This is a genomic window from Xanthomonas sp. 1678 (genome assembly GCF_031455575.1).
GTDB lineage: Bacteria > Pseudomonadota > Gammaproteobacteria > Xanthomonadales > Xanthomonadaceae > Xanthomonas_A.
Genome location: NZ_JAVDSZ010000002.1, coordinates 253,372 through 274,354 on the forward strand (window position 1 = coordinate 253,372; position 20,983 = coordinate 274,354).

20 protein-coding genes and 1 pseudogene are annotated in these 20,983 nt (G+C 68.7%); 11 read left to right on the plus strand and 10 right to left on the minus strand.

Annotated features, from left to right (window positions below):
- Window positions 1-109: 109 nt before the first annotated feature.
- Both J2Y70_RS04245 and J2Y70_RS04250 read left to right on the plus strand, forming a co-directional pair.
- Window positions 110-2,188 (plus strand): annotated as a pseudogene (locus J2Y70_RS04245) (methyl-accepting chemotaxis protein); the annotation flags it as partial.
- Window positions 2,189-2,770: 582 nt separating this feature from the next.
- Window positions 2,771-3,232, plus strand: a complete 462-nt coding sequence (locus J2Y70_RS04250) for a hypothetical protein (RefSeq protein WP_309913714.1) — start codon at window positions 2,771-2,773, stop codon at window positions 3,230-3,232.
- A 37-nt stretch (window positions 3,233-3,269) separates the two neighbouring features.
- On the opposite strand, the gene J2Y70_RS04255 is transcribed toward J2Y70_RS04250, so the two are convergent.
- Window positions 3,270-4,001 (minus strand): SOS response-associated peptidase family protein, encoded by a 732-nt coding sequence (locus J2Y70_RS04255; RefSeq protein ID WP_309913716.1) that lies wholly within the window; start codon window positions 3,999-4,001, stop codon window positions 3,270-3,272.
- Window positions 4,002-4,233: 232 nt separating this feature from the next.
- On the opposite strand from J2Y70_RS04255, the gene J2Y70_RS04260 reads away from it, so the two are divergent.
- Window positions 4,234-4,875, plus strand: a complete 642-nt coding sequence (locus tag J2Y70_RS04260; protein ID WP_263395850.1) for a DUF6766 family protein — start codon at window positions 4,234-4,236, stop codon at window positions 4,873-4,875.
- Window positions 4,876-4,902: 27 nt separating this feature from the next.
- A complete protein-coding gene (locus J2Y70_RS04265) occupies window positions 4,903-5,439 on the plus strand; it encodes a hypothetical protein (RefSeq protein WP_309913721.1) in 537 nt (178 codons plus the stop codon).
- Window positions 5,440-5,490: 51 nt separating this feature from the next.
- Here J2Y70_RS04265 and J2Y70_RS04270 read toward each other — a convergent pair whose 3' ends face one another.
- From J2Y70_RS04270 to J2Y70_RS04280, 3 genes are all read right to left on the minus strand, one after another.
- A complete protein-coding gene (locus tag J2Y70_RS04270; RefSeq protein WP_309913724.1) occupies window positions 5,491-6,399 on the minus strand; it encodes a manganese catalase family protein in 909 nt (302 codons plus the stop codon).
- 120 nt (window positions 6,400-6,519) lie between these two features.
- Window positions 6,520-7,026 carry a DUF892 family protein gene (locus J2Y70_RS04275; RefSeq protein ID WP_309913726.1) on the minus strand — a complete coding sequence of 169 codons (507 nt, stop codon included), beginning with the start codon at window positions 7,024-7,026 and terminating at the stop codon, window positions 6,520-6,522.
- A gap of 67 nt (window positions 7,027-7,093) precedes the next feature.
- Entirely contained in the window at window positions 7,094-7,606 is a 513-nt protein-coding gene (locus tag J2Y70_RS04280; RefSeq protein WP_309913729.1) for a ferritin-like domain-containing protein, read from the minus strand.
- Window positions 7,607-7,859: 253 nt separating this feature from the next.
- Here J2Y70_RS04280 and J2Y70_RS04285 point away from each other — a divergent pair, with 253 nt between their 5' ends.
- Together J2Y70_RS04285 and J2Y70_RS04290 are read left to right on the plus strand one after the other, a co-directional pair.
- Entirely contained in the window at window positions 7,860-8,615 is a 756-nt protein-coding gene (locus J2Y70_RS04285; protein ID WP_309913732.1) for a histidine phosphatase family protein, read from the plus strand.
- Window positions 8,612-9,517, plus strand: coding sequence for an NAD(P)H-hydrate dehydratase (locus J2Y70_RS04290; RefSeq protein ID WP_309913735.1), 906 nt, complete (start codon window positions 8,612-8,614; stop codon window positions 9,515-9,517). Before J2Y70_RS04285 ends, J2Y70_RS04290 begins: the two co-directional genes overlap by 4 nt.
- Window positions 9,518-9,721: 204 nt before the next feature.
- Here J2Y70_RS04290 and J2Y70_RS04295 read toward each other — a convergent pair whose 3' ends face one another.
- From J2Y70_RS04295 to fabR, 5 genes are all read right to left on the minus strand, one after another.
- A complete protein-coding gene (locus J2Y70_RS04295; RefSeq protein ID WP_309913738.1) occupies window positions 9,722-10,588 on the minus strand; it encodes an SDR family oxidoreductase in 867 nt (288 codons plus the stop codon).
- 129 nt (window positions 10,589-10,717) lie between these two features.
- Entirely contained in the window at window positions 10,718-12,319 is a 1,602-nt protein-coding gene (locus J2Y70_RS04300; RefSeq protein ID WP_309913742.1) for a diguanylate cyclase, read from the minus strand.
- 6 nt (window positions 12,320-12,325) lie between these two features.
- Window positions 12,326-13,795, minus strand: coding sequence for an ATPase domain-containing protein (locus tag J2Y70_RS04305; RefSeq protein WP_309913744.1), 1,470 nt, complete (start codon window positions 13,793-13,795; stop codon window positions 12,326-12,328).
- The gene (locus J2Y70_RS04310; RefSeq protein WP_309913746.1) at window positions 13,792-14,229 is read right to left on the minus strand and encodes a hypothetical protein; all 438 of its coding nucleotides are present in this window, start codon (window positions 14,227-14,229) and stop codon (window positions 13,792-13,794) included. The genes J2Y70_RS04305 and J2Y70_RS04310 overlap by 4 nt, the downstream gene beginning before the upstream one ends.
- 270 nt (window positions 14,230-14,499) lie before the next feature.
- A complete protein-coding gene (fabR, locus tag J2Y70_RS04315) occupies window positions 14,500-15,147 on the minus strand; it encodes an HTH-type transcriptional repressor FabR (protein WP_263395842.1) in 648 nt (215 codons plus the stop codon).
- A gap of 92 nt (window positions 15,148-15,239) precedes the next feature.
- On the opposite strand from fabR, the gene J2Y70_RS04320 reads away from it, so the two are divergent.
- The 3 genes from J2Y70_RS04320 (at window position 15,240) to J2Y70_RS04330 (ending at window position 18,065) form a co-directional block, all read left to right on the plus strand.
- A complete protein-coding gene (locus tag J2Y70_RS04320; protein ID WP_309913751.1) occupies window positions 15,240-16,316 on the plus strand; it encodes a ferredoxin reductase in 1,077 nt (358 codons plus the stop codon).
- An 11-nt stretch (window positions 16,317-16,327) separates the two neighbouring features.
- A complete protein-coding gene (locus tag J2Y70_RS04325; RefSeq protein WP_263395840.1) occupies window positions 16,328-17,455 on the plus strand; it encodes an acyl-CoA desaturase in 1,128 nt (375 codons plus the stop codon).
- A gap of 169 nt (window positions 17,456-17,624) precedes the next feature.
- Window positions 17,625-18,065, plus strand: a complete 441-nt coding sequence (locus J2Y70_RS04330; protein ID WP_309914690.1) for a low affinity iron permease family protein — start codon at window positions 17,625-17,627, stop codon at window positions 18,063-18,065.
- Between the two features lie 155 nt (window positions 18,066-18,220).
- On the opposite strand, the gene J2Y70_RS04335 is transcribed toward J2Y70_RS04330, so the two are convergent.
- Window positions 18,221-18,457, minus strand: coding sequence for a hypothetical protein (locus J2Y70_RS04335; protein ID WP_309913756.1), 237 nt, complete (start codon window positions 18,455-18,457; stop codon window positions 18,221-18,223).
- A 298-nt stretch (window positions 18,458-18,755) separates the two neighbouring features.
- Here J2Y70_RS04335 and J2Y70_RS04340 point away from each other — a divergent pair, with 298 nt between their 5' ends.
- Together J2Y70_RS04340 and poxB are read left to right on the plus strand one after the other, a co-directional pair.
- The gene (locus J2Y70_RS04340; RefSeq protein ID WP_309913759.1) at window positions 18,756-19,115 is read left to right on the plus strand and encodes a hypothetical protein; all 360 of its coding nucleotides are present in this window, start codon (window positions 18,756-18,758) and stop codon (window positions 19,113-19,115) included.
- Window positions 19,116-19,243: 128 nt separating this feature from the next.
- On the plus strand, window positions 19,244-20,953 hold the full coding sequence (gene poxB / locus J2Y70_RS04345; RefSeq protein WP_309914693.1) for a ubiquinone-dependent pyruvate dehydrogenase: 1,710 nt from the start codon (window positions 19,244-19,246) through the stop codon (window positions 20,951-20,953).
- The last annotated feature ends 30 nt before the right edge of the window (window positions 20,954-20,983 follow it).

Consider the following 20,983-nt stretch of genomic DNA (forward strand, 5'->3'; position numbering starts at 1 on the left):
CTTCAGCCTGGCAGCCGACCAGGCGTCAAGTTTGAAATGCCTGTGGCCGATATCAGTGGATATACCTCACCGCATCGCCATCAGGATCGTCATGAATCCCATCCATTTCCTGCGTCGCCGCATCGCCAACCTGCCGATGTCGCGCAAGTTCGTCGTGCTGTGCACCCTGCTCGCCATCGGCGTGGTCCTGCTCGCGGTCGCCGCCGCGCGCCTGCAGTACCTGGACCTGGTCGCCGCGCGCAAGCAGAGCGTGAAGACGCAGGTCGACATGGGCATCAGCGTGATCGAGCACTACGCCGCCAAGGCCAAGCGCGGCGAGCTCAGCGAGCCGCAGGCGCAGGAGGCGGCGAAGGCCGCGCTGGCCGACATGAAGACCAACGGCGGCGTGGACTACTTCTTCATGCTCGACCCGCAGATGCGCATCGTCATGCATCCCAAGCGCAAGGTCGGCACCGACATGAGCGGCTACAAGAGCGATGCCGGTGAATACGTGTACCGCGACATCCGCACCGCGGTGACCAGCGGCGACGGCTTCAGCTACTACAGCGCGGCCAAGCCGGGCAAGAAAGAGCAGCTGCCGAAGATCAGCTACGCCAAGCTGTACCCGCAGTGGAACTGGGTGCTGGTGATGGGCGTCTATGCCGAGGACATCCAGGTCGAGGCGCTGGGCTTCACCAAGATCCTGACCGTGATCGGCGCCGGCCTGGTCGGCCTGGTGGTCGGGCTGTGCTGGCTGATCGCCAGCGCCATCGTCACCCCGCTGCGCGCCGCCACCCGCACCGCCGAGGCCATCGCCTCGGGCCGCTTCGACAACGCGATCAAGGTGGAGTCGCGCGACGAGACCGGGCAGCTGATGACCAGCATGCAGCAGATGCAGACCCAGTTGCAGCGCTTCAACGGCGAGATGCAGACGCTGGTGCGGCTGCAGCAGGGCGAGGACATCAGCCACCGCATGCCGGAGGATTTCCCCGGCGACTACGGCACCCTGGCACGCGGCATGAACACCGCCCTGTTCGAACACCTGGACGCGATCATCGAAGCGATGACGATCATGGGCGAATACGGCCGCGGCGACCTGCGCCGCGACATGCGCCGCCTGCCCGGCCAGCGCGCCGCGCTGCACCAGGCGCTGGACGCGGTGAAGACCAACCTGTCGGCGATCAACGGCGACATCGCGCGCCTGGCCGACGCGGCGGCGCGCGGCGACTTCTCCGCGCGCGGCGACGAGTCGCGCTACCAGTTCGCGTTCAAGGAAATGGTGGAAGCGCTGAACCGCTTGATGCTGCAGGCCGAAAGCGGCCTGGCCGACGTCGGCCGGATCATGGGCGCGATCGCCGACGGCGACCTGTCGCAGCGCGTGGACGCCAGCTACGAGGGCGCGTTCGGCCAGCTGGCCGAGGCCGCCAACCGCACCGCAGAGCAATTGACCTCGATCGTGCAGGGCATCCAGCGCTCGGCCGAATCGATCAACACCGCCGCCGGCGAGATCGCCAGCGGCAACAGCGATCTGTCGGTGCGCACCGAGCAGCAGGCGGCGAGCCTGGAAGAGACCGCCGCGTCGATGGAAGAGCTGACCTCCACGGTCAAGCAGAACGCCGACAGCGCGCGCCAGGCCAACCAGCTGGTGCTGGGCGCCGGCGAAGTGGCCGAGAGCGGCGGCCGCGTGGTCGAGGACGTGGTCACCACGATGGCCTCGATCAGCGCCGCCTCGGCGCGCATCGCCGACATCATCGGGGTCATCGACGGCATCGCCTTCCAGACCAACATCCTGGCGTTGAATGCGGCGGTGGAAGCCGCGCGCGCCGGCGAGCAGGGCCGCGGCTTCGCCGTGGTCGCCTCGGAAGTGCGCTCGCTGGCGCAGCGCTCGGCGGCGGCGGCCAAGGAGATCAAGACGCTGATCTCCGACTCGGTGCAGGAAGTGGAGCAGGGGTCGACCCTGGTCGCGCGTGCCGGCACCACCATGGCCGAGGTGGTGACCTCGGTGAAGCGGGTCACCGACATCATGGCCGAGATCTCCGCGGCCAGCGCCGAGCAGAGCTCGGGCATCGAGCAGGTCAGCAAGACGGTGATGCAGCTGGACGAGACCACCCAGCAGAACGCGGCGCTGGTGGAGGAAGCCACCGCGGCGGCGAAGAGCCTGGAAGACCAGGCCTCGGACCTGACCCGCGCGGTGGCGGTGTTCCGCCTCGCCGGCGGTGCCCAGCCGGTCGCCGTGACCGCGCCGCGGCCGGTGGCCGTGCAGGCGCCGGTCCGCGCGGTGGCCGCCGCGCGCGCGCCGCTGAAGAAGACGCCGGCACCGGCGGCGCGCCCGCTCGCGCGCAGCAAGGCCGGCGGCGCATTTGCGGAAAGCTCGGAGTGGGAAGAGTTCTGAGCCTGCGGTAGGGCGCCGGCAACGGGCGCCATTGCCGGCAACGACGCCGATGCCTTAGCGCATCGGCGTCGTCGTTTCTGCGCTGGCCGCGGTCGGCGGCCGCGGCGTCATGCCACGCCGCGCGCGACGCAAGGCGATCCAGCGCAACCCGAGCAAGGCGACGCCACGTGTGGGAGCGACTTCAGTCGCGACGGGCCTTCCCGGTAGCGCCCGTCGCGACTGAAGTCGCTCCCACACGGTTGGCGCCAGGCCGGTCCGGGTGCACTGCAGGAACGGCGGCAGCGGTCCTCTGCAGTCCAGGCGTTTGCGTTGGGCGATCCAGCTGCGAGGTGCACGAGGCCGCTCCGCGGTCGCATCTGCCACACTGTGCCGCCCCCCGATCAAGCAAGGACTCGCCTGATGCACCTTCGTGCCGTGCTCGCTGCCGTGCTCGCCGTGGCCAGTTCCATCGCCGCCGCGCAGGACCCGCTCGCATCCGCGGCCGCGCCGCTGCTCACCCAGGTTGCGTTCGGCGCTGGCGAGGTGCAGTTGGGCGAGCGCGGCGGCCACTGCGCACTGCTGCGTGGCGAGACCGAACTGCTGGCGCTGGCGATCCCGGCACCGTGCGGGTTCAGTCCGGACCGCCACGGCAAGGTGCGCATCGAGTCGTTCAATCGCGGCAGCCGCATCGTCCTGGTGGAGCACATACGCGCGGATCCGCGACCGCCGCTGCGCGGCAGCGTGGGGCCGGACTGCATCCGCGAAGCGCAGGCCGTGCGCGAGATCGGCGGCAAGCTGGAGGCCGGCCATGTGATCACCTCGGCCGGCTGCGCTCGCGGCGCGGCCGACCAGAAGATGTTCGTCGCCGGTTTCGATTGGTGACGTTCGCGCACGCGGCGCGATCGCGCCGAGGGACGTGTCACTCGTCTTCGTCGTCTTCGTCCTCATCCGCGCCCGCGTCGGCAGCATCGCCGAGCCGGGCCGCATCGGCGTCCACCGGTTCCAGCAAGGTGTAGTCGTTGCGCTCGCGGCGCTGGTAGGCCGCGGACACCGGATAGGCCAGCAGCGCCGGTTGCGGCGCCCGGGCCAGGAACGCGGCAGGAAACAGCCGTGGTCCGCGCAGCCAGCTGCGCCAGCGGTCGCCGTCCAGGAAGATCGGCCCGTCCGCGGTCAGCGGCGCGGGAATGGCGGCATTGGCGTGGGTCAGCATGCTGAAGCTGAGCAGCGCCGGTTCGCCGCGTTCCCAGCGTTCCCACAGCCCCGCCGCCAGCAGCACCTCGCCGTCGGCGTGGTGGATGTAATAGGGCTGCGCGGGTTTGCGGCTGCGGTCCCATTTGTAATAGCCGGACAAGGGGATCACGCAATGCTGGCTCTTCCACGGCGCGGCGAAGATGCGGCTGCGCGCGGCGCGTTCCAGCCGCGCGGTGACGGTGGTGTAGGGCGTGTCCGGGGTCTTCGACCAGCGCGGCACGATGCCCCATTGCAGGCGCTCCACCTGCGGCGTGCCGTCGCGGCACAGGATCGCGGACGCGACGTCGCCCTTGCCCAGGTTGTAGTGGTCCGGATATGCCGCCAGCGCCTCGCGCAGCGACGGGTCCAGCCGCGCGGGCAGGTCGTCCTCGATGCCGAAGGCCTGGACGAAGCGTCTCATCGGTTCCTCGCGTTGCGCACGCCACCACCTTAGTGCGCGGGGTGGACAAGCGCAGGTGAAGAAGCGCCGGGCATGCGCCGCTGCTGCGCAGCGCATCGCGGCATGGCGCCGGGCTGCCCGATGCCTGCGCTGCGCCAGCTTCTTCTTCATCCTGTCTTCCCGCAGCCGCGGGCATAGTCGCCGCCGACCCAGGCGACCGCCGCGGGTGCGGTGCAGGAGGAGACGTCCAGGCATGTTCTTTAAACGCAATGGCTTGTCGCTGGTGTTGTTGGGCCTGACCCTGCTGTTCATCGGCGGCCAGGCGCTCAGCGGCCAGCACGCGTACAACGACGAACTGCGCCAGCAGGGCCTGGCGCCGCTGATGTTCTGGGAATACCTGCGCAGCGGCCATTTCGTCGGCGCGCTGTTCGAGAACTGGGAAAGCGAATTCCTGCAGATGGGCATGTACGTGCTGCTCACGGTGAAGCTGCGCCAGTGGGGCTCGGCGGAATCGCGGCCATTGCCGCCGGACGAGGAAGACGAAACCATCGCGCCCGGCACCACGCCATGGCCGGTACGCGCCGGCGGCATCTGGCTGAAGCTGTACGAGCACTCGCTGGCGCTGGCGTTCGGCCTGCTGTTCCTGACCAGCTTCGTGCTGCACGCGCTGGGCAGCTGGCGGCACGAGTTGGCCGAGCGCGCGATGCAGCGGCTGCCGACGATTTCCTTCCTCGAGCATCTGGGCAGCGCGCAGTTCTGGTTCGAGTCGATGCAGAACTGGCAGAGCGAGTTCCTGGCGGTGTTCTCGCTGGTGGTGCTGACCATCTGGCTGCGGCAGAAGGACTCGCCGCAGTCCAAGCCAGTGCCTGCGCCGCACACGCAGACCGGGAGCTGACCGGGCCGCCATTCGGGAGGATGGTCCATGCAGACGATCGCGCCCTTCGCCTACCTCGCGTACCTGCTGTGGCTGAGCGCCGGACTGGGCGATTTCCTGCTGCACCGGCGCAGCGATCTGCCGCACACCTCCGGGCTGCGCGAGTCGCTGCTGCACCATCTGCAGTTGCTGTGCGTGGGCCTGGCCGTGCTCGCGTGGCTGAGTCTGCAGCCTGGCCTGGCGCAGCTGTCGGCGATGGCGCTGCTGGTGGTCGTGCATGCCCTGGTCGGCTACTGGGACACCCGCGTGGCCTACGGCGTGCGCGCCATCGGACCGCTGGAGCAGCACGTGCACAGCGTGCTGGACATGGCGCCGTGGATCGGACTGGCATGGGTCGCCACGCATGAGGGGAGCGCGGCCCTGCAGGCCGGCTGGGAACTGGCGTGGCGCGCTCCGACGTTGCCAGTGCCGCTGTGGATCGCTGTGCTGGTGCCGGCGTTGGCGATGACCGTGCTGCCGGCGCTGGCGGAAACGTTGTCGTGCCTGCGCGCGCGGGCGCGGCGCAATGGCCCGCGCCGCGCCTGACGCGACGAAACGTGCAGCGGCGAAACGCGTTCGCCGCTGCGGGTGCTGCGGTTACGGTTGCAGCGTGATGTTGCCCTTGGTGGAGCCGGCGCCGGGGCCTGCGCCAAGATCGGCGCCGGTGGTCGGATCGCTGTCCGGCTGCGACATCGTGCGCGCCGCCAGCGCCTGCAGCGCGCTCTCCTCGGCGGGACTGAGGCCGACGCTGGGCACGCCGCTGCCGCCGTCCACCGCGGCCTGGCGATTGCGGTCGGAGACCTTCTCCCACTGGCTGCCGCTGTTCCACGGACCGTTCAAGTCGCCTTCGCCCTGCGACATGTCGTAGAACTTGTCGGTGAACGCCGGATCGCCCGGCAGCTTGCCCGGCGGGAAGTTCGGCTCGATCGCGTACAGCGCCTTCTCGAACGACTTCTGGTGCGCCACCTCGCGGGTCATCAGGAACTTCAGCGCATCGACGATGCCCGGATCGTCGGTGACGTTGATCAGCCGCTCGTAGACGATCTTGGCGCGCGCCTCGGCGGCGATGTTGGAGCGCAGGTCGGCGGTCGGTTCGCCGATCGAATCGACATAGGCCGATGTCCACGGCACGCCGCTGGAATTCACCAGCGCCGGCCCGCCGCCATACAGGATCTGCTGAGTCTGGCTGGTGCTGTTGTTCATGGTGAGATTGCGCATGTCTTCCGCCTCGGCCATGCCTTCGGAAAGCACCGCCTTGGGCCCCTGGTTGAGCATGGCGATGATCGAGCCGATGATCTCCAGGTGGCTGAGTTCCTCGGTGGCGATGTCGTAGAGCAGGTCCTTGCGACCCGGGTCGACCTCACCGATGGCCTGGGTGAAATAGCGCATGGCGGCGGCCAGCTCGCCTTGCGGCCCGCCGAACTGCTCGAGCATCAGCGAGGCCAGCGCCGGATCCGGCTGCGCCACGCGGACCGTGTACATCAGCCGCTTGTTGTGCATGAACATGGGGAATCTCCTGGAGTGCGCCCAGGGCAAAGCCACAACGGACCAGTGCAGGCGTCGTGACGCATGGGGCGTCTGGGAAAGAAACCGCGGCGCCGGGTGCCGGCGCCGCGATCGGGCGGTTTAGGCCGCCTTGCGCTTCTGCGCGGCTGCTTCGTTGCCGCCCTGCTCGGCGAGCAGGGTCAGCTTCTCGTCGGTGGACTTCTCTTCTTCCAGCGTTTCCAGCAGCAGCTTCAGCGCATCGGTCTTGCCGAGTTGCTTGGCCATCGCCGCCAGCGTGCCGTAGGACGCGATCTCGTAGTGCTCGACCTTCTGCGCGCCGCCGATCAGCGCGGCGTCGCGCACCGGGCCGGCTTCGATCGACTCGATCACTTCCTTGCCTTCCTCCACCAGGCCTTCCATCGCCGCGCACTTGATGCGCTTCAGGCGCAGGTCGAGGATCTCCACAATCTTGTCGAGGCGCTCGATCTGGCCCTGGGTTTCCTCCAGGTGGGTCTCGAAGGCGGCGCGCAGGGCGGGGTTGGTCGAGGCGCGGGCCAGTTTCGGCAGCGCCTTGGTCAGCTGCTTCTCGGCGCTGTAGATGTCGGAAAGCTCGTGCAGGAACAGTTCGTCGATGGTCTTGATGGCCATGTCGATGGATCTCCGTGGTTGGTAGGTGGGTGGAGCGGGAAGTGCGCGGACGCGTGTTCGGCAGGGGCTAGTGCTTGGCCGTCTGGCCTTCGGTCCGTTCGCGTTTCAGGAAGGCCAGGATCGTGGCCTCCTGGTGTTCGATCAGCCACTCGGCCATGGCGATTTCCTGGTCGAGGATGGCAGCGCAGATCTCGGCGATCTGCGGTTGGTCTGCCTCCTTGGCGGCAATGACCAGCGCGCGATAGCTGGCGACTTCCATGTGTTCGAAGGCGTAGCTGATGCCCAGGCTCTTGGCCACTTCGTCGCTCATCATCGAGTTGCCGGCGGCGTGCACGGTGGCCATCACGCTGGCGACCGCGCCCTTGATGGCGGGGATGGAGCCGTCGAGCAGTTCGATGCAGCGCTTCACCTGTTCGGACTGGCCGCGGGTCTCGGTGATGTGCTGCTCGATGCGCGCCTTGAGTTCGGGATAGTGCTCCAGGCGGCCGGCGGTGGCGGTCAGCATCGTGTTCGCCTCCTGCTCCATCGCATAGGCGTCCTGCAGCCATTTCAGCAGGCGCTCGGTATTGCTTCGCGTCATGAATGTTTCTCCAAAGGAAGTGCGGGTTCCAACTTCGGCGCTCCGCCATCGTGGCGTTGCGCACTCGCTGTCTTGTCCCCGTGGAAGCCAAGCTAGACCGCCTGGCGTTAGTGCGGATTCAATGAAGGGTGAACGCTTTGCGAGGAGCGCGACTTTCTTCAACGCTGAATGCGCGCGTCATCGTCTGCGTGGCGACCGCGCGTTCACGGCCGCCACGCCAGGCTCGTGCGGCCCACCCTCACAGGAGACCCATGTGCCCAAACTCGATCACGCCGACTGGCCGCAGCGCCTGTGGCTGGTGCGGCACGGACAGAGCGCGGGCAACGTCGCCCGCGACCTGGCCGAGGAATCCGGACAGGACCTGATCGACATCGCCACCCGCGACGCCGACACGCCGTTGTCCGACCTGGGCCTGCAGCAATCGCAGCAACTGGGGCGCTGGTTCGCGGCGCTGCCGGCGCAACAGCGGCCCAGCATCCTGCTGACCTCGCCGTTCCTGCGTGCGCAACAGACCTGCGCGGCGATCGGCGAGGCGCTGCGGCTGCCGCCGGCGGCCGCGGCGCTGGACGAGCGCCTGCGCGAGAAGGAATTCGGCATCCTCGACCGCTACACCCGGCACGGCATCGCCAGCCGCTTTCCGGAACTGGCCGAACAGCGCGCCTCGGTCGGCAAGTTCTATTTCCGGCCGCCCGGCGGCGAGAGCTGGTGCGACGTGATCCTGCGCCTGCGCAGCGTGGTCGAGGAACTGCGCCGCGACCATGCCGGTGAGCGCGTGCTGATCGTGGCCCACCAGGTCATCGTCAACTGCATGCGCTACCTGCTCGAACGCCTGGACGAAACCGCGATCCTGGATATCGACCGCGGCGGCGACGTGCCCAACTGCAGCGTCACTGAGTACGCCATCGGCGACAGCGAGGGCGCGCCGCGCTTCGGCCTGGTCCAGGCCAATGCGGTGCCGTTCGAGGTGCCGGTGACCACCGCGTCCGACCAGCCGGGCGGGCCGCGATGACCCGCACGCGCGCGATCGCGGTGACGGCGGCACTGCTGCGGCGCTGGCCGTTGCCGAGCGCCGCCGGCGTCACCGGCAAGGAACAGCGCGGGCGCGTGCTGGTGATCGGCGGCAGCTGCGAGATTCCCGGCGCGGCGTTGTTGGCGGCGGAGGCGGCCCTGCGCGCCGGCGCCGGCAAGCTGCAGGTCGCCACCGCGCGGCCGGTGGCCATGGCGATGGCGATCGCCTTGCCCGAGGCGCGGGTGGTGGGATTGCCGGTCGCCGTCGACGGCGAACTGCGCCTGGAGGGTGCGGCGCTGCAGCGCGACGTCGCCCGCACCGATGCGCTGCTGATCGGCCCCGGCATGCGCGGCAAGCCGGCACTGCGCGCGCGCATCGCGCAACTGCTCGCGACCACCGGCTGCGGCGTGGTGCTGGACGCCGGCGCGCTGGTGGAGACGCGCGGCATGGCCGATCCCGGCCGCATCGTGCTGACCCCGCATCATGGCGAAATGGCCGCGCTGAGCGGCATCGCGATCGAACGCATCGCCGCCGATCCGACCGCGATCGCGCTGGACTACGCGCGGCACAGCGGCGCGATCGTGGTGCTGAAGTCGGCGACCACGGTGATCGCCGCGCCGGACGGAACGCACTGGGTGCACCGCGGCGGCAGCCCCTGCCTGGGCACCTCCGGCTCCGGCGACGTGCTCGCCGGCATCATCTGCGGCTTGCAGGCGCGCGGCGCCGACAGCACGCAGGCGGCGGTATGGGGCGTGCATCTGCATGCGCGTGCCGGCGCACTGCTGGCACGCCGGATCGGCCCGCTGGGGCCGCTGGCGCGCGAGATCGCGGCGCAGGTGCCGGGCTTGCTCAGCCGGGACTCGGGACCCGGGACTCGGGACTCGAAGAACGGGAGTCGGTAGAGCCTCGGGGCTTGGCGGCGCCGAAACTTCGATGTCGGCTGTTGTTGAGCGCTGGCCGGGACTCGGGCCGAGGACTCGAAACTTGAAGGACAGAACTCCGGTAGGGCTTCGCGAGCGGGGCGGCGCAGAAAATCCGACGCCGCCTGCCCATGTGCTGTTTGTTCAATGCCCCGCGTTCTAGCCCCGAGTCCCGAGTCCCGCGCTCTACAGCGTCGCCGCGCCGCCCGCGATGGTGATCAGGGCGCCGGAGGTGTAGCTGGACGTGTCGGAGGCGAGCAGCACGTAGGTCGACGCCAGTTCCACCGGCTGTCCGGGCCGGCCGAACGCGGTCTGCGAGCCGAATTCCTTCACTTCCTCGGCCGCCATGCCGGCCGGGATGAACGGCGTCCAGATCGGGCCCGGCAGCACGGCGTTGACCCGGATCTTCTTGTCCGCGAGCAGCCCGGCCAGGCCGATGGTCATGTTCGCCACCGCGCCCTTGGTGGTGGAGTAGGGGAGGATGTTGGGCGTGGGCTTCTTGGAGTTGACCGAGGCGGTGTTGATGATCGACCCGCCCTCGGGCATGTGCGGCACCGCCAGCCGCACCAGGTTGAAGGCTGCGTGCACATTGGTGGCGAAGGTCTTTTCCCATTCATCCAGGGTGATCTCGTCGAAGCTCTGGAAATAGCGCTGGTAGGCGGCGTTGTTGACCAGCACGTCGAGCCCGCCGAAGGTGCCGGTCACGGTCTCGATCAGCGCTTGCGCCTGCGCGCGGTCGCTGATGTCGCAGGGCTGCAGCAGCACGCGCACGCCGGCGGTCTCGAGCAGTTGGCCGATCCGCTCGGCGTCGTGTTGCTCGCTGGGCAGATAGGCGATGGCGACGTCGGCGCCTTCGCGCGCGTAGGCGATCGCCACCGCGGCGCCGATGCCGCTGTCGCCGCCGGTGATCAGCGTGCGCTTGCCCTGCAGCAGGCCATGGCCGACGTAGCTGTCCTCGCCGTGATCGGGCTTCGGGTCCATCTTGTCGGTCAGGCCGGGAAACGACTGCTGCTGCGGCTTGAAGGGTGGGTAGGGATAGTTCGGAACCGGCATGGCGATGTCCTGCGTCGGGGGAGTGCGCAAGCTTGCACGTGGCCGGGTAAAGGATCGGCCAAGGCCATGTCGTCATCGCGTGTGCGGCGACGCCAAAAAGCGTGCCGCAGCGGGCTTCGCCAGGCGCGGTTACACCGGCAGCGACACGCTGAACGTGCTGCCGCCGTCCACCCCTGCGCTGCTGGCGACCACGCTGCCGCCGTGCGCGGTCACGATTTCACGCACCACGGTCAGACCGATGCCCATGCCGCCGCTGTGGAAGCCGATCGCATGCGTGTCCTGCACGAACGGTTCGAACACCAATGGCAAGGCCTGCGCGGAGATGCCGATGCCGGTATCGGAGACGATCAACTGCGCCTGGCCCTCGATCTGCTGCAGCGTCAGCGTCAGTCGGCCGTGCTCGGGAGTGTATTTGCAGGCGTTGTCGAGCAGGTTGCGCGCCACCTGCGACAGGCGCACGCGGTCGCCGTGCATCCACAGCGCATGCTCGGGCATGGTCAACGCCAAGGTCTGCTGGCGCGCGTCGATCGCCGGGCGGCAGGCATTGACCGCCTCTAGGATGATCTCGCACAGATCCATCGCTTGCTTGATCAGGCGCAGCTTGCCGGTGCGGACCCGCGAAACGTCCAACAGGTCGCCGACTAGGCGGGCCATGTGCGAGACCTCGTGTTCGATGATCTGCTGCATGTGCAGCAGCTCGGCGGGCGCCAGGGTGGTCAGCATCGAGCCAGCGATGCGGATCGGCGTCAGCGGATTGCGCAGCTCGTGCGCCACGAAGGCCAGGAACTCGCCCTGCCGCTGGTAGGCCTTCTCGGCGCCGGCCTGCAATTCCTGCGCGCTCAGTGCCGCCAGCACCAGGTGTTGGTTGGCCTGGCGCAACTGCGCCTGCTGTTCGCTCTCGCCCGCATCTGGTGCCGTCGTTGCGCCGATCGCGCGCGCTTTCGCGCCCAAGGCGTTGCGGTGCGCATGCAGTTCGGCGACGCGGCGCGGATCGTAGAATTCGAAGCGGGCCGTCGACAGGCGCTTGGCGCAATACATTGCGTCGTCCGAATGTGACAGCAGGGCCTCCGCGTTGTCGGCATCGTCCGGATATAGGCTGATGCCGATGCTCACCCCCAGCCGCAGCGCGTCCTCGCCGGCGACCGCCGGCCGTTCGAAGGCTTCGATCAGCGCCGTCGCTGTCGCGGCGGCGTAGGCGTTGGTGCTCAGTCCGGTCAATACCACGACGAACTCGTCGCCGCCATAGCGCGCCACCGTGACATGCGCGTCGACGATGCCGTCGATGCGCTCGGCGGCCAGGCGCAGGAACCTGTCGCCGGTCGCGTGGCCGAGCAGATCGTTGACCTGCTTGAATTCGTTCAGATCCAGGAACAGCACGGCGATCCGGCTGTGCTGCGCGTGCGCCGTGGTGATGGCCAGATTGAGCCGTTCGAACAGCAGTTCGCGGTTCGGCAAGCCGGTCAACGCGTCGCGCTTGGCATGGCGCGTGGCGTCCTGCAGCGCCGTTTCGTAGCTCGCCACCTGCGCCTGGGCGCGTAGCGTGGAGAACACCAGCCGTTCGTTGGCCGCCTGCAGATCGGTCGCAAGGCCGAGCGGCGCATGCTCTTTCAGCGTACTCAGGTCCGCTTGCAACCGGTCGAGCTCCAGCCGCGCGACCAGCGACTGGCGGCGCAGGTGCGAGAGCTCGAGCCGGGCCGCGTCGATCGCGTGCTGGTCGGAGGGCGTCTGCATACGCGGTCAGCTCGTGTCGAGGGTGTCGTGTGCGCCGGACTTGCGCATCGGCCGGCCGCCTAGCAGGCCTTCCTGCTGCGGCAACGCTGCGCCGATGCGAATGCCGCTGTCGTCGATATGGAATTCCCGCAGCGCGTCCGAGTGCGCGCTCGCGCGGACCTTGACCACGGCCATGACCCGGCGCAGCCGGCTGTCCACCTCGATGTAGCGCTGCACGATGATCGCATCGGTCATGAAGGCGGTGCCGTAGGGACTGAAGCGCAAGTCGGTGTAGCGGTCTTCCAGCTCGGAGGTCATCAGTACGGTGACGCCGGTCGCGGCCAAGGCCACCACCATGCGCGACAGCGATTCGCGAAAGTCTTCGCGAAACGTCGGCGCCAACGCCAGCTCGAATGCCGACAGCGAATCGATCACCACGCGGGTGGCGCCGAGCCGGTCGATTTCCGCGACCAGCAACTGCAGGATCTCGTCGATCGACAGATCCGGCGCACGGCTGTCCACCACGCCGACCTGGCCGCTGGCGATCAATGCCGCCAGCGCAGGCGTGCGCGAGCGCTGCGGCTGCTGCTCGAAGACGACCAGCACGCCGTTGTCGCCACAACGCGCGCCTTCGGCGAGGAACGCCGCGGCGAGCAAGGTCTTGCCGGAGCCGGAGGGGCCTGCGACCAGCAGCGAATAGCCTTGCGGCAGGCCGCCGCCGAGCATCGCATCCAGCTCCGGCACGCCCATCGGCAAGCGCGCGCCGGTGCGCGGCGATGGTGCGCCTAGTGGCAGCACCGGCACCGGCGCGAACACCCGCATGCCGGAATGGTCGATGCGGAACGTATGCAGCCCCGGCAGCGACGGGCTGCCGCGCATCTTCATGACCTCCATCTTGCGCACCATCGAGTTGCGCTGCACGCTCTGCCGCAACCAGATCAGCCCGTCGGCCACGGTGAACACCGGATTGGGATCGGATTCCAAGAAGTATTCGCCGATCAGAAACGTGGTCGCCTGCCAGCTGCTCATCAGCATGCCCAACTGCTGGATGAAGCGTTGCAGGTTGTTGTGCAGGTTGCCGTCGGCGGTGCTGGCCAGTGCCACCGAGCGGAACGAATCGACGAACACCAGCGCTGGGCCGTGCGCTTCCACTTCGGCGACCATGCGCGCCAGCACCCGGTCCAGATCGCCGGCCAGGGTTTCCTCGGAGAGGTTGACGAAGTGGATCGTGGCGTTGATCGCTGTCGCATCGAAGAAGTCGAACTGCTGCTGGTAGCGCAGCATCTTCAGTGGCGGCTCGCCGAGCACGGTGAAGTACAGCGCCGGACGCTCGGGCGTGGCCAGCGCGAACATCATCTGGTGCGCGAGCGTGGTCTTGCCGCAGCCGGGCGGCCCGGCGATCAGGTTGAACGAGAATTCGGGCAATCCTCCACCCAATACCTTGTCGAGTCCGGGGACGCCGGTCCGCAGGCAATGAATGGCGACTTTGCTGCTCATGGGGAGGTGCCCTGCGCGGGAGGTCCGCTGGAAGAGGTGACCCACACCGACTGCAACAGCCGTTCGGTGAGGGTTGCGCCGATCATGCTGACTAGCACGCCGTGAAAGGTCGAAAGGAATGTGCCGCCGCCTGCGGCCGCGGTGGCGGCGCTTTGCTGGCCCAGCACCAGGCCGAAGCTGTCGAGCGCGCCGTGTTCGCTGGACGCCTCGGTCGCGATAAAGGCCTCTTCCAGCCACGGGAAGCGGTCCTTGGTCAGGAACAGGGCGCGTTTGAACAGCGCGGCCACGCCGCGCGCGCCGAGGATCGGTGTCAGTGCCTGTTCGATCTGCCGCCACGTCGAGGTGATGGACGCCGCGATCGTCGACGCCTCCGCGCCGTTCGCTGCCTGTCGTGCGAGCGCGGCGACCGTCGCAGATAGCGCGGGGTTCTCCATTGCCTTGCGCGTACCTGCGGATTATGTGTCCCCACTGTATACCTTCGGCCACGCAACGCGCGTGGCGTTGTCCTCACTCGTCCGGCAACCGCCCGTAAAAGCGGGGCGATGCTATTGGCGGTGGGCCCGGCAGGAACGCGTCGAGGTGTTCCGCCCAGTGCTACGCCTTGCCGATCGAGGCGGAAGGCGGGTTATGGACGGATATGTAGACAGCGAATAAACAGTTCAGGGCGCGATGGCGTCGAGGCCATGCACCGGCGCGGGAAGCAATTACGCCGACGCGGCGATCGTGCGCGAGCCGAGGATGATCATGCGCAGCATCGCGCTGATCTGCCGCACCAGTTCCGGGTCCTTCTCCGGCGGCAGGTCCATCGCGGTGGCGCCCATCGCGAACACCAGCCGGGTGATCGCCTTGGACACCAGCGCCGGTTCGTGCAGCGGCGTGCCGTCGAGCGCGGCCAGGCGGATCAGGTCCACGCGCAGCTCTTCCTCGAAGTAGTTCAGCTCGCGATCCACCGCGCGCTTGAACGCATCCGAGCCGACCGTGCCTTCGCGCAGCAGCACGTGCAGCAGCTTGTCGTCGGCGCGCAGCTGCTCCATGAAGGTTTCCACCGAGCTGAGGATGACGCTGCGGTTGCTGCCGGCCGCGCGCTGCCGCGCCTGACCGATGATGGTGCGCAGCGAACTGCCGGCCAGGTCGATCAGCGCCACCGCCAGTTCGTCCATGTCGCGGAACTGGCGGTAGAAGCTGTTCGGGGCGATGCCGGCTTCGCGGGTCACCTCGCGCAGGCTCAGCGTGGACACGCTGCGGTGCGGCCCGATCAGCTTCAATGCCGCCGCCAGCAGGTCTTCGCGCGAAATCGCGCTCTTGCGCGCGGGCAGCGCGTCCTCGGGCAGGGGCAGGGGCGTGGAAGTCATGGACGGGCTGGGCGAGACAAGAGAGGAATCATAGCGCCTTCCTGAATATACAACTGTATAGACATCTGTATCTGCGCCTGTATAGTGGACCCATGAACGCTGCCCGCCGTCCTGCCTCCGCCCGCTCCGCCACCCGCGCCCTGCGCGCCTGGGTGCAGCCGGAGGTGTTCGATTTCTGGTCCACGCGGATCCATCCGCTATGGACCTGGCAGCGCCCGCGCGCGCGGCTGCTGCAGCGCGAGCGCGCCAGCAGCGACGCGGTGACCCTGATCCTCAAGGCCAACCGCCACTGGCGCGGCCTGCGCGCCGGCCAGCACGTGCAGCTGGGCGTGGAGATCGACGGGCGCCGCCTGACCCGCAGCTACAGCCCCACGCCGCTGCCGGGCGGGCGCCTGGCGATCACGGTCAAGGCGATCGACGGCGGCCGCGTCAGCCAGTACCTGGCCGACGGCGCGCGAATCGGCGAGGTGTTCGAACTGGGCCAGGCGTTCGGCGACATGGTGCTGCCCGCCGCGCCGCAGGGACGCTGGTTGCTCCTGGCCGCCGGCAGCGGCATCACCCCGATGCGCGCGCTGCTGCGCCAACTGGCCGACGCCGGCATGCCGGCCGACGTGGACCTGATCTACTGGGCGCGGCGCAGCGACCAGTTGTGCTTCGTCGACGAACTGCAGGCGCTGGCCGCCGCGCACCCGCGGTTCCGCCTGCAACTGGCGGTCACCGGCGAAGGCGCTGCGCCGGCGCCGCGCGTGGACACGCTGTCGCTGGCGCACCTGGCCGGGCTGGAGCAGGCGCAGGTGCTGGCCTGCGGTCCGGGCGGTTTCGTGCAGGCCGCACGTGCGCGCCTGGAAAGCGGCGTCGCGCGCTTCCAGGCCGAGGCGTTCAGCGCACCGCCGCTGGCCGATGCCGAACACGGCACGGTCGCGGTGACGCTGGCGCGCAGCGGCCGCGTGCTGCAACTGCCGCGCGGGCAATCGCTGCTCAGCGCGCTGGAAGCCGAAGGCCTGCGCCCGAAGCACGGCTGCCGCATGGGCATCTGCAACAGCTGCGCCTGCGGCAAGCAGTCCGGCGCGACCCGCGACCTGCTCACCGGCGCGCACGCCACCGAACCGGGTTCGATGCTGAAGCTGTGCATCAACAGCGCCAGCAGCGACCTGATCCTGGACCTTTGAAGGACTTCCCCATGGCTGCTCCCCGCAACCGCGCACTCACCCCGGCCGACCTGCAGGCCTTCGGCGACGAACTCGATGCGCTGCGCGTGCGCACCGTGGCCACTCTGGGCGAAGCCGACGCGCGCTACATCCGCCGCATCGTCGCCGCGGTGCGCTACACCGGCCTGGCCGGGCGCGCGCTGCTGTTCCTGGGCGCGTTCGTGCACAGCGTGTTGTGGCCGGCGTGGATCGCCGGCGTGGCGCTGCTGACCCTGTCCAAGATCCTGGAGAACATGGAGCTGGGCCACAACGTCATGCACGGCCAGTACGACTGGATGGGCGATGCGCAGCTCAACGGCAACACCTACGAGTGGGACATCGTCGCCACCGGCGACAACTGGCGCAAGACGCACAACTTCAAGCACCACACCTATACCAACGTGCGCGGCATGGACGACGACATCGGCTACGGCCTGCTGCGGATCTTCCCCGAGCAGCGCTGGCGCCCGTTCTACCTGGCGCAGCCGTTCATCGCGGTGGTGTTCGCGCTGCTGTTCGAATGGGGCGTGGCGATCCAGGACCTGCGCCTGGGCCGCTGGTTCGCCGGCAAGATGAAGCGCGGCGAGCTGCGCCGCACCTTCCTGCCGGTCGGGCGCAAGATGGGCCGGCAGATCCTGAAGGACTACGTGATCTTCCCGGCGCTGGCCGGCCCGTTCTTCCTGCCGGTGCTGCTGGGCAACCTGGCCGCCAACGTGCTGCGCAGCATCTGGACCTTCGTGATCATCTTCTGCGGCCACTTCACCGCCGACGCGGAGACGTTCCCGAAAGAGTCGATCAAGGGCGAGTCGCGCGGCCACTGGTATCTGCGCCAGCTGCGCGGTTCCTCCAACCTGGCCGGCGGCAAGCTGCTGAACGTGCTGTCGGGCAACCTGAGCCACCAGATCGAGCACCACTTCTACCCGGACATCCCGGCCAACCGCTACGCGGCCCTGGCGGTGGAAGTGAAGGCGATCTGCGCGCGCTACGGCCAGCATTACAACACCGGCTCGCTGCCGCGCCAGTTCGGCCAGGTGATGTGGCGGATCGTGCGCCACGCCTTCCCGAGCCGCCCGCGGCCGGTGCGCCAAGTGCGGCAGCAGGCCGCGCAACAGACCGGCTGAGCGCAACGCGCAGGACGTGCAACCAAAGGCGGGGACTCCCCGCCTTTTTCATGCGCCGCTGCAGGATTCAGGATCATTGACGCTTCATCCACGCGGCGCTGCGGATCATCCTGGCTGCCCGCGCATTCACGCCTGGTGCGTCGGTCCCTTCGACTGCGCGAGGTCCGCGATGAAACCAGCCAACCTGTTCAACACCGTCGCCAAGAAGGCATCGTATGCGGCCGGCACGCCGTGGACGTTCTGCATTGCGCTGGGCATCGTGGTGCTGTGGGGCGCCAGCGGCCCGGTGTTCGGCTTCAACGACACCTGGCAGCTGGTGATCAACACCGGCACCACCATCATCACCTTCCTGATGGTGTTCCTGATCCAGCACACGCAAAACGCCGATACCGCGGCGATGCAGATCAAGCTCGACGAGCTGATCCGGGTGAGCGCGAAGGCGAACGACGAACTGCTCGATCTGGAAGAACTGGACGAGAAGCGGCTGGAAGAGATCCGCAAGCAGTACGAGGCGTTGGCGCAAAAGGCGGGAGAGGCGTTGCGCTCGCGTGGCTCGAATCGCCGCGACCCTGTCGGTGCGAAAGGCCCGGACGATCCTGACGGCGACTGACTGCGTCGTGGCGAACGCAAGGCATCTTGCGTGCCGCAACGGCAAAGCGGGCATGTGGGCTCCGATTCCGCCAATCGGACGCGCGCACATGCCCTGGATCCACGCGTTGAAGAGGCACCGCTCGCTCGATGGACGAACGTGTGCTGGCTCCTGCCTTACGTCAGCGCCGGTCCGGTATACAGGCCGGCCGCGCTCTCTCCGCCACGCTGCTCGTCGGTGGCGGAAACCACGTCGCCGTGCGGCGGCGTGAACGCTCCGTCGTCCGGCACGGCACGGTATGCGCCGTCTTGCGAAAACGCCGCGGGTTTCTGCGCGGTGCTGCGACGACGGTATGCCCTGGCCGCTGCGACAACGGTCCCGGCGACCGCCAGTTTCCAAAGTAGGCCACTCATGTTCGGCTCCTGCGGGATGACGAATCCAGATCGTCTGCGACCGCCGGTTAGCACGGCGTGGAAGGCATGCGACCGCGCCGTGCATGGGTCTTCTGCGTGCGTAGGCGTCCACGGATCGGGATGCACGATAGGGCATGCAAAGATGCTGCCCACCGCGTCGGCGATGACGTCATGGAGCGTAACCCGCGCTCGCGCCGTCTTCATCGCGCCTTGTGCCGTCGCTAACGCGTGCATGCCTAGGCTTGGTCGCACGCCGCCTCCCTCCGCGGCACGGCATCCGATCATCGAGGAGACCTTCATGAGCGACCATGATTCCCGCCCGCTGGGCGATCACGATATCCGCCAGGCCGGCTACCGCGGCGGTACCGCCGACGTTTCAGAGGACAGTGGCGTGCCGCGCGGGCGCGGACGCGACGTGCCGTCGCGCACCACCCCGCGGCAGGACGCGCAGGGCGTGCCGGACAACGACGCCGACGATCCGGGCGCCGACCGCAGCGGCCGCACCCAACCGAACTTCGGCCAGGCCGGCACCTATGCCGCCACCGGCGAGCACGCCGGCGGCGCGCACGGCAAGCCGGCGACCGGCGGCTACCACGAGGACGCCAGCGGCGAGGACGGCGGCCGCGACGAGCGTGCCGAGGATCGCGACAAGGGCTAAGCGCGGCCGCGGCTGGTCCGACGCCGGCCTGCACGCGCCGGTCGGGCGTGTCGGGAGCACGCGCGTGTAACGGATCGCGTGCCAGCATCTCCGCTTCTTTCGTGGAGATGATCATGTCCAAGCCGACCATGGCCCGCCTGCTCGCCGAAACCCTGCACAGCGCGGGGGTCGAGCGCATCTGGGGGGTCACCGGCGACAGCCTCAACGGGCTCACCGACGCGTTGCGGCAGATGGACAGCATCGAATGGATGCACGTGCGCCACGAGGAGGTGGCCGCGTTCGCCGCCGGCGCCGAGGCGGCGCTGAGCGGCAAGCTCGCGGTCTGCGCCGGCAGCTGCGGCCCGGGCAACCTGCACCTGATCAACGGCCTGTTCGACTGCCACCGCAGCCACCAGCCGGTGCTGGCGATCGCCGCGCATATCCCGTCCTCGGAGATCGGCCTGGGCTATTTCCAGGAAACCCATCCGCAGGAACTGTTCCGCGAATGCAGCCACTACGTCGAGCTGGTCACCAATCCGGCGCAGATGCCGGAGGTGCTGCACCGGGCGATGCGCACCGCGATCCTGAAACAGGGCGTGGCGGTGGTGGTGATTCCCGGCGACGTGGCGCTGCAGGAAGTGCCCAAGGGCACGTCGACCGCCTGGCCGGCGCTGGCGCCGCCGCGGATCCTGCCGGCCGACGCCGATGTGGAGCGCCTGGCCGAGCTGCTGCAGGCGAGCGAGGCGACCACGCTGCTGTGCGGCAGCGGCTGCGCCGGCGCGCACGACGAACTGGTGGCGCTGGCCGACCTGCTCGGTGCGCCGATCGTGCACGCGCTGCGCGGCAAGGAACACGTGGGATGGGACAATCCGTTCGACGTCGGTATGACCGGGCTGATCGGTTTCAGTTCCGGCTACCAGGCCATGCTCAACTGCGACACGCTGCTGATGCTCGGCACCGATTTCCCGTACCGCCAGTTCTATCCGAAGGACGCGGCCATCGTGCAGGTCGACCGCGACCCGTCCGCGCTGGGCCGGCGCACGCCGCTGCAGCTGGGCATTGCCGCCGACGTGCGCGAGACCATCGCCGCGCTGCTGCCGAAACTGCAGCGGCGCGAACAGCGCGGCTTCCTGGACAAGTCGCTGGCGCACTATCGCAAGGCGCGCGCAGGCCTTGACGACCTGGCCGTGGCGGCCGCGCCCGGCGAGCCGCTGCACCCGCAGTTCGTGACCCGGATGATCGATGCACTGGCCGACGAGGATGCGATCTTCAGCTGCGACGTCGGCACGCCGACGGTGTGGGCGGCGCGCTACCTGACCATGAACGGCAAGCGCCGCCTGCTCGGCTCGTTCAATCACGGCTCGATGGCCAACGCGATGCCGCAGGCGCTGGGCGCGCAGGCGCAGTTCCCGCGGCGGCAGGTGATCTCGCTGTCCGGCGACGGCGGCTTCACCATGCTGATGGGCGACTTCATCACCCTGGCGCAGCTGGGCCTGCCGGTGAAGGTGGTGGTCTACAACAACGGCTCGCTCGGCTTCGTCGCGATGGAGATGAAGTCGGCCGGCTACCTGGACACCGGTACCGACCTGAGCAACCCGGACTTCGCGGCGATGAGCAACGCGATGGGCATCCTCGGCCTGCGCGTGGACGACTCGGCGCAGCTGGAGCCGGCGCTGCGCCAGGCCTTCGCGCATCCCGGGCCGGTGCTGGTCGATGTACGCGTGGCGACCCAGGAACTGGTGATCCCGCCGGCGATCAAGCTCGAGCAGGCCAAGGGCATGGGCCTGTATCTGCTGCGCGCGGTGATGAGCGGGCGCGGCGACGAGGTCGTCGAACTGGTCAAGACCAACCTGCGCTGAGCGGCGGACGGCGGCAGCGCGCCCGCACAG

Coding starts and splice junctions, on each gene's coding strand:
- J2Y70_RS04250 (WP_309913714.1), top strand. CDS start 2,771: ATGCACCTTCGTGCCGTGCTCGCTGCCGTGCTCGCCGTGGCCAGTTCC.
- J2Y70_RS04335 (WP_309913756.1), bottom strand. CDS start 18,457: ATGAGTGGCCTACTTTGGAAACTGGCGGTCGCCGGGACCGTTGTCGCA.
- J2Y70_RS04305 (WP_309913744.1), bottom strand. CDS start 13,795: ATGAGCAGCAAAGTCGCCATTCATTGCCTGCGGACCGGCGTCCCCGGA.
- J2Y70_RS04325 (WP_263395840.1), top strand. CDS start 16,328: ATGGCTGCTCCCCGCAACCGCGCACTCACCCCGGCCGACCTGCAGGCC.
- J2Y70_RS04270 (WP_309913724.1), bottom strand. CDS start 6,399: ATGTTCATGCACAACAAGCGGCTGATGTACACGGTCCGCGTGGCGCAG.
- J2Y70_RS04310 (WP_309913746.1), bottom strand. CDS start 14,229: ATGGAGAACCCCGCGCTATCTGCGACGGTCGCCGCGCTCGCACGACAG.
- poxB (WP_309914693.1), top strand. CDS start 19,244: ATGGCCCGCCTGCTCGCCGAAACCCTGCACAGCGCGGGGGTCGAGCGC.
- J2Y70_RS04330 (WP_309914690.1), top strand. CDS start 17,625: ATGAAACCAGCCAACCTGTTCAACACCGTCGCCAAGAAGGCATCGTAT.
- J2Y70_RS04300 (WP_309913742.1), bottom strand. CDS start 12,319: ATGCAGACGCCCTCCGACCAGCACGCGATCGACGCGGCCCGGCTCGAG.
- J2Y70_RS04290 (WP_309913735.1), top strand. CDS start 8,612: ATGACCCGCACGCGCGCGATCGCGGTGACGGCGGCACTGCTGCGGCGC.
- J2Y70_RS04320 (WP_309913751.1), top strand. CDS start 15,240: ATGAACGCTGCCCGCCGTCCTGCCTCCGCCCGCTCCGCCACCCGCGCC.
- J2Y70_RS04260 (WP_263395850.1), top strand. CDS start 4,234: ATGTTCTTTAAACGCAATGGCTTGTCGCTGGTGTTGTTGGGCCTGACC.
- J2Y70_RS04255 (WP_309913716.1), bottom strand. CDS start 4,001: ATGAGACGCTTCGTCCAGGCCTTCGGCATCGAGGACGACCTGCCCGCG.
- fabR (WP_263395842.1), bottom strand. CDS start 15,147: ATGACTTCCACGCCCCTGCCCCTGCCCGAGGACGCGCTGCCCGCGCGC.
- J2Y70_RS04265 (WP_309913721.1), top strand. CDS start 4,903: ATGCAGACGATCGCGCCCTTCGCCTACCTCGCGTACCTGCTGTGGCTG.
- J2Y70_RS04280 (WP_309913729.1), bottom strand. CDS start 7,606: ATGACGCGAAGCAATACCGAGCGCCTGCTGAAATGGCTGCAGGACGCC.
- J2Y70_RS04295 (WP_309913738.1), bottom strand. CDS start 10,588: ATGCCGGTTCCGAACTATCCCTACCCACCCTTCAAGCCGCAGCAGCAG.
- J2Y70_RS04340 (WP_309913759.1), top strand. CDS start 18,756: ATGAGCGACCATGATTCCCGCCCGCTGGGCGATCACGATATCCGCCAG.
- J2Y70_RS04275 (WP_309913726.1), bottom strand. CDS start 7,026: ATGGCCATCAAGACCATCGACGAACTGTTCCTGCACGAGCTTTCCGAC.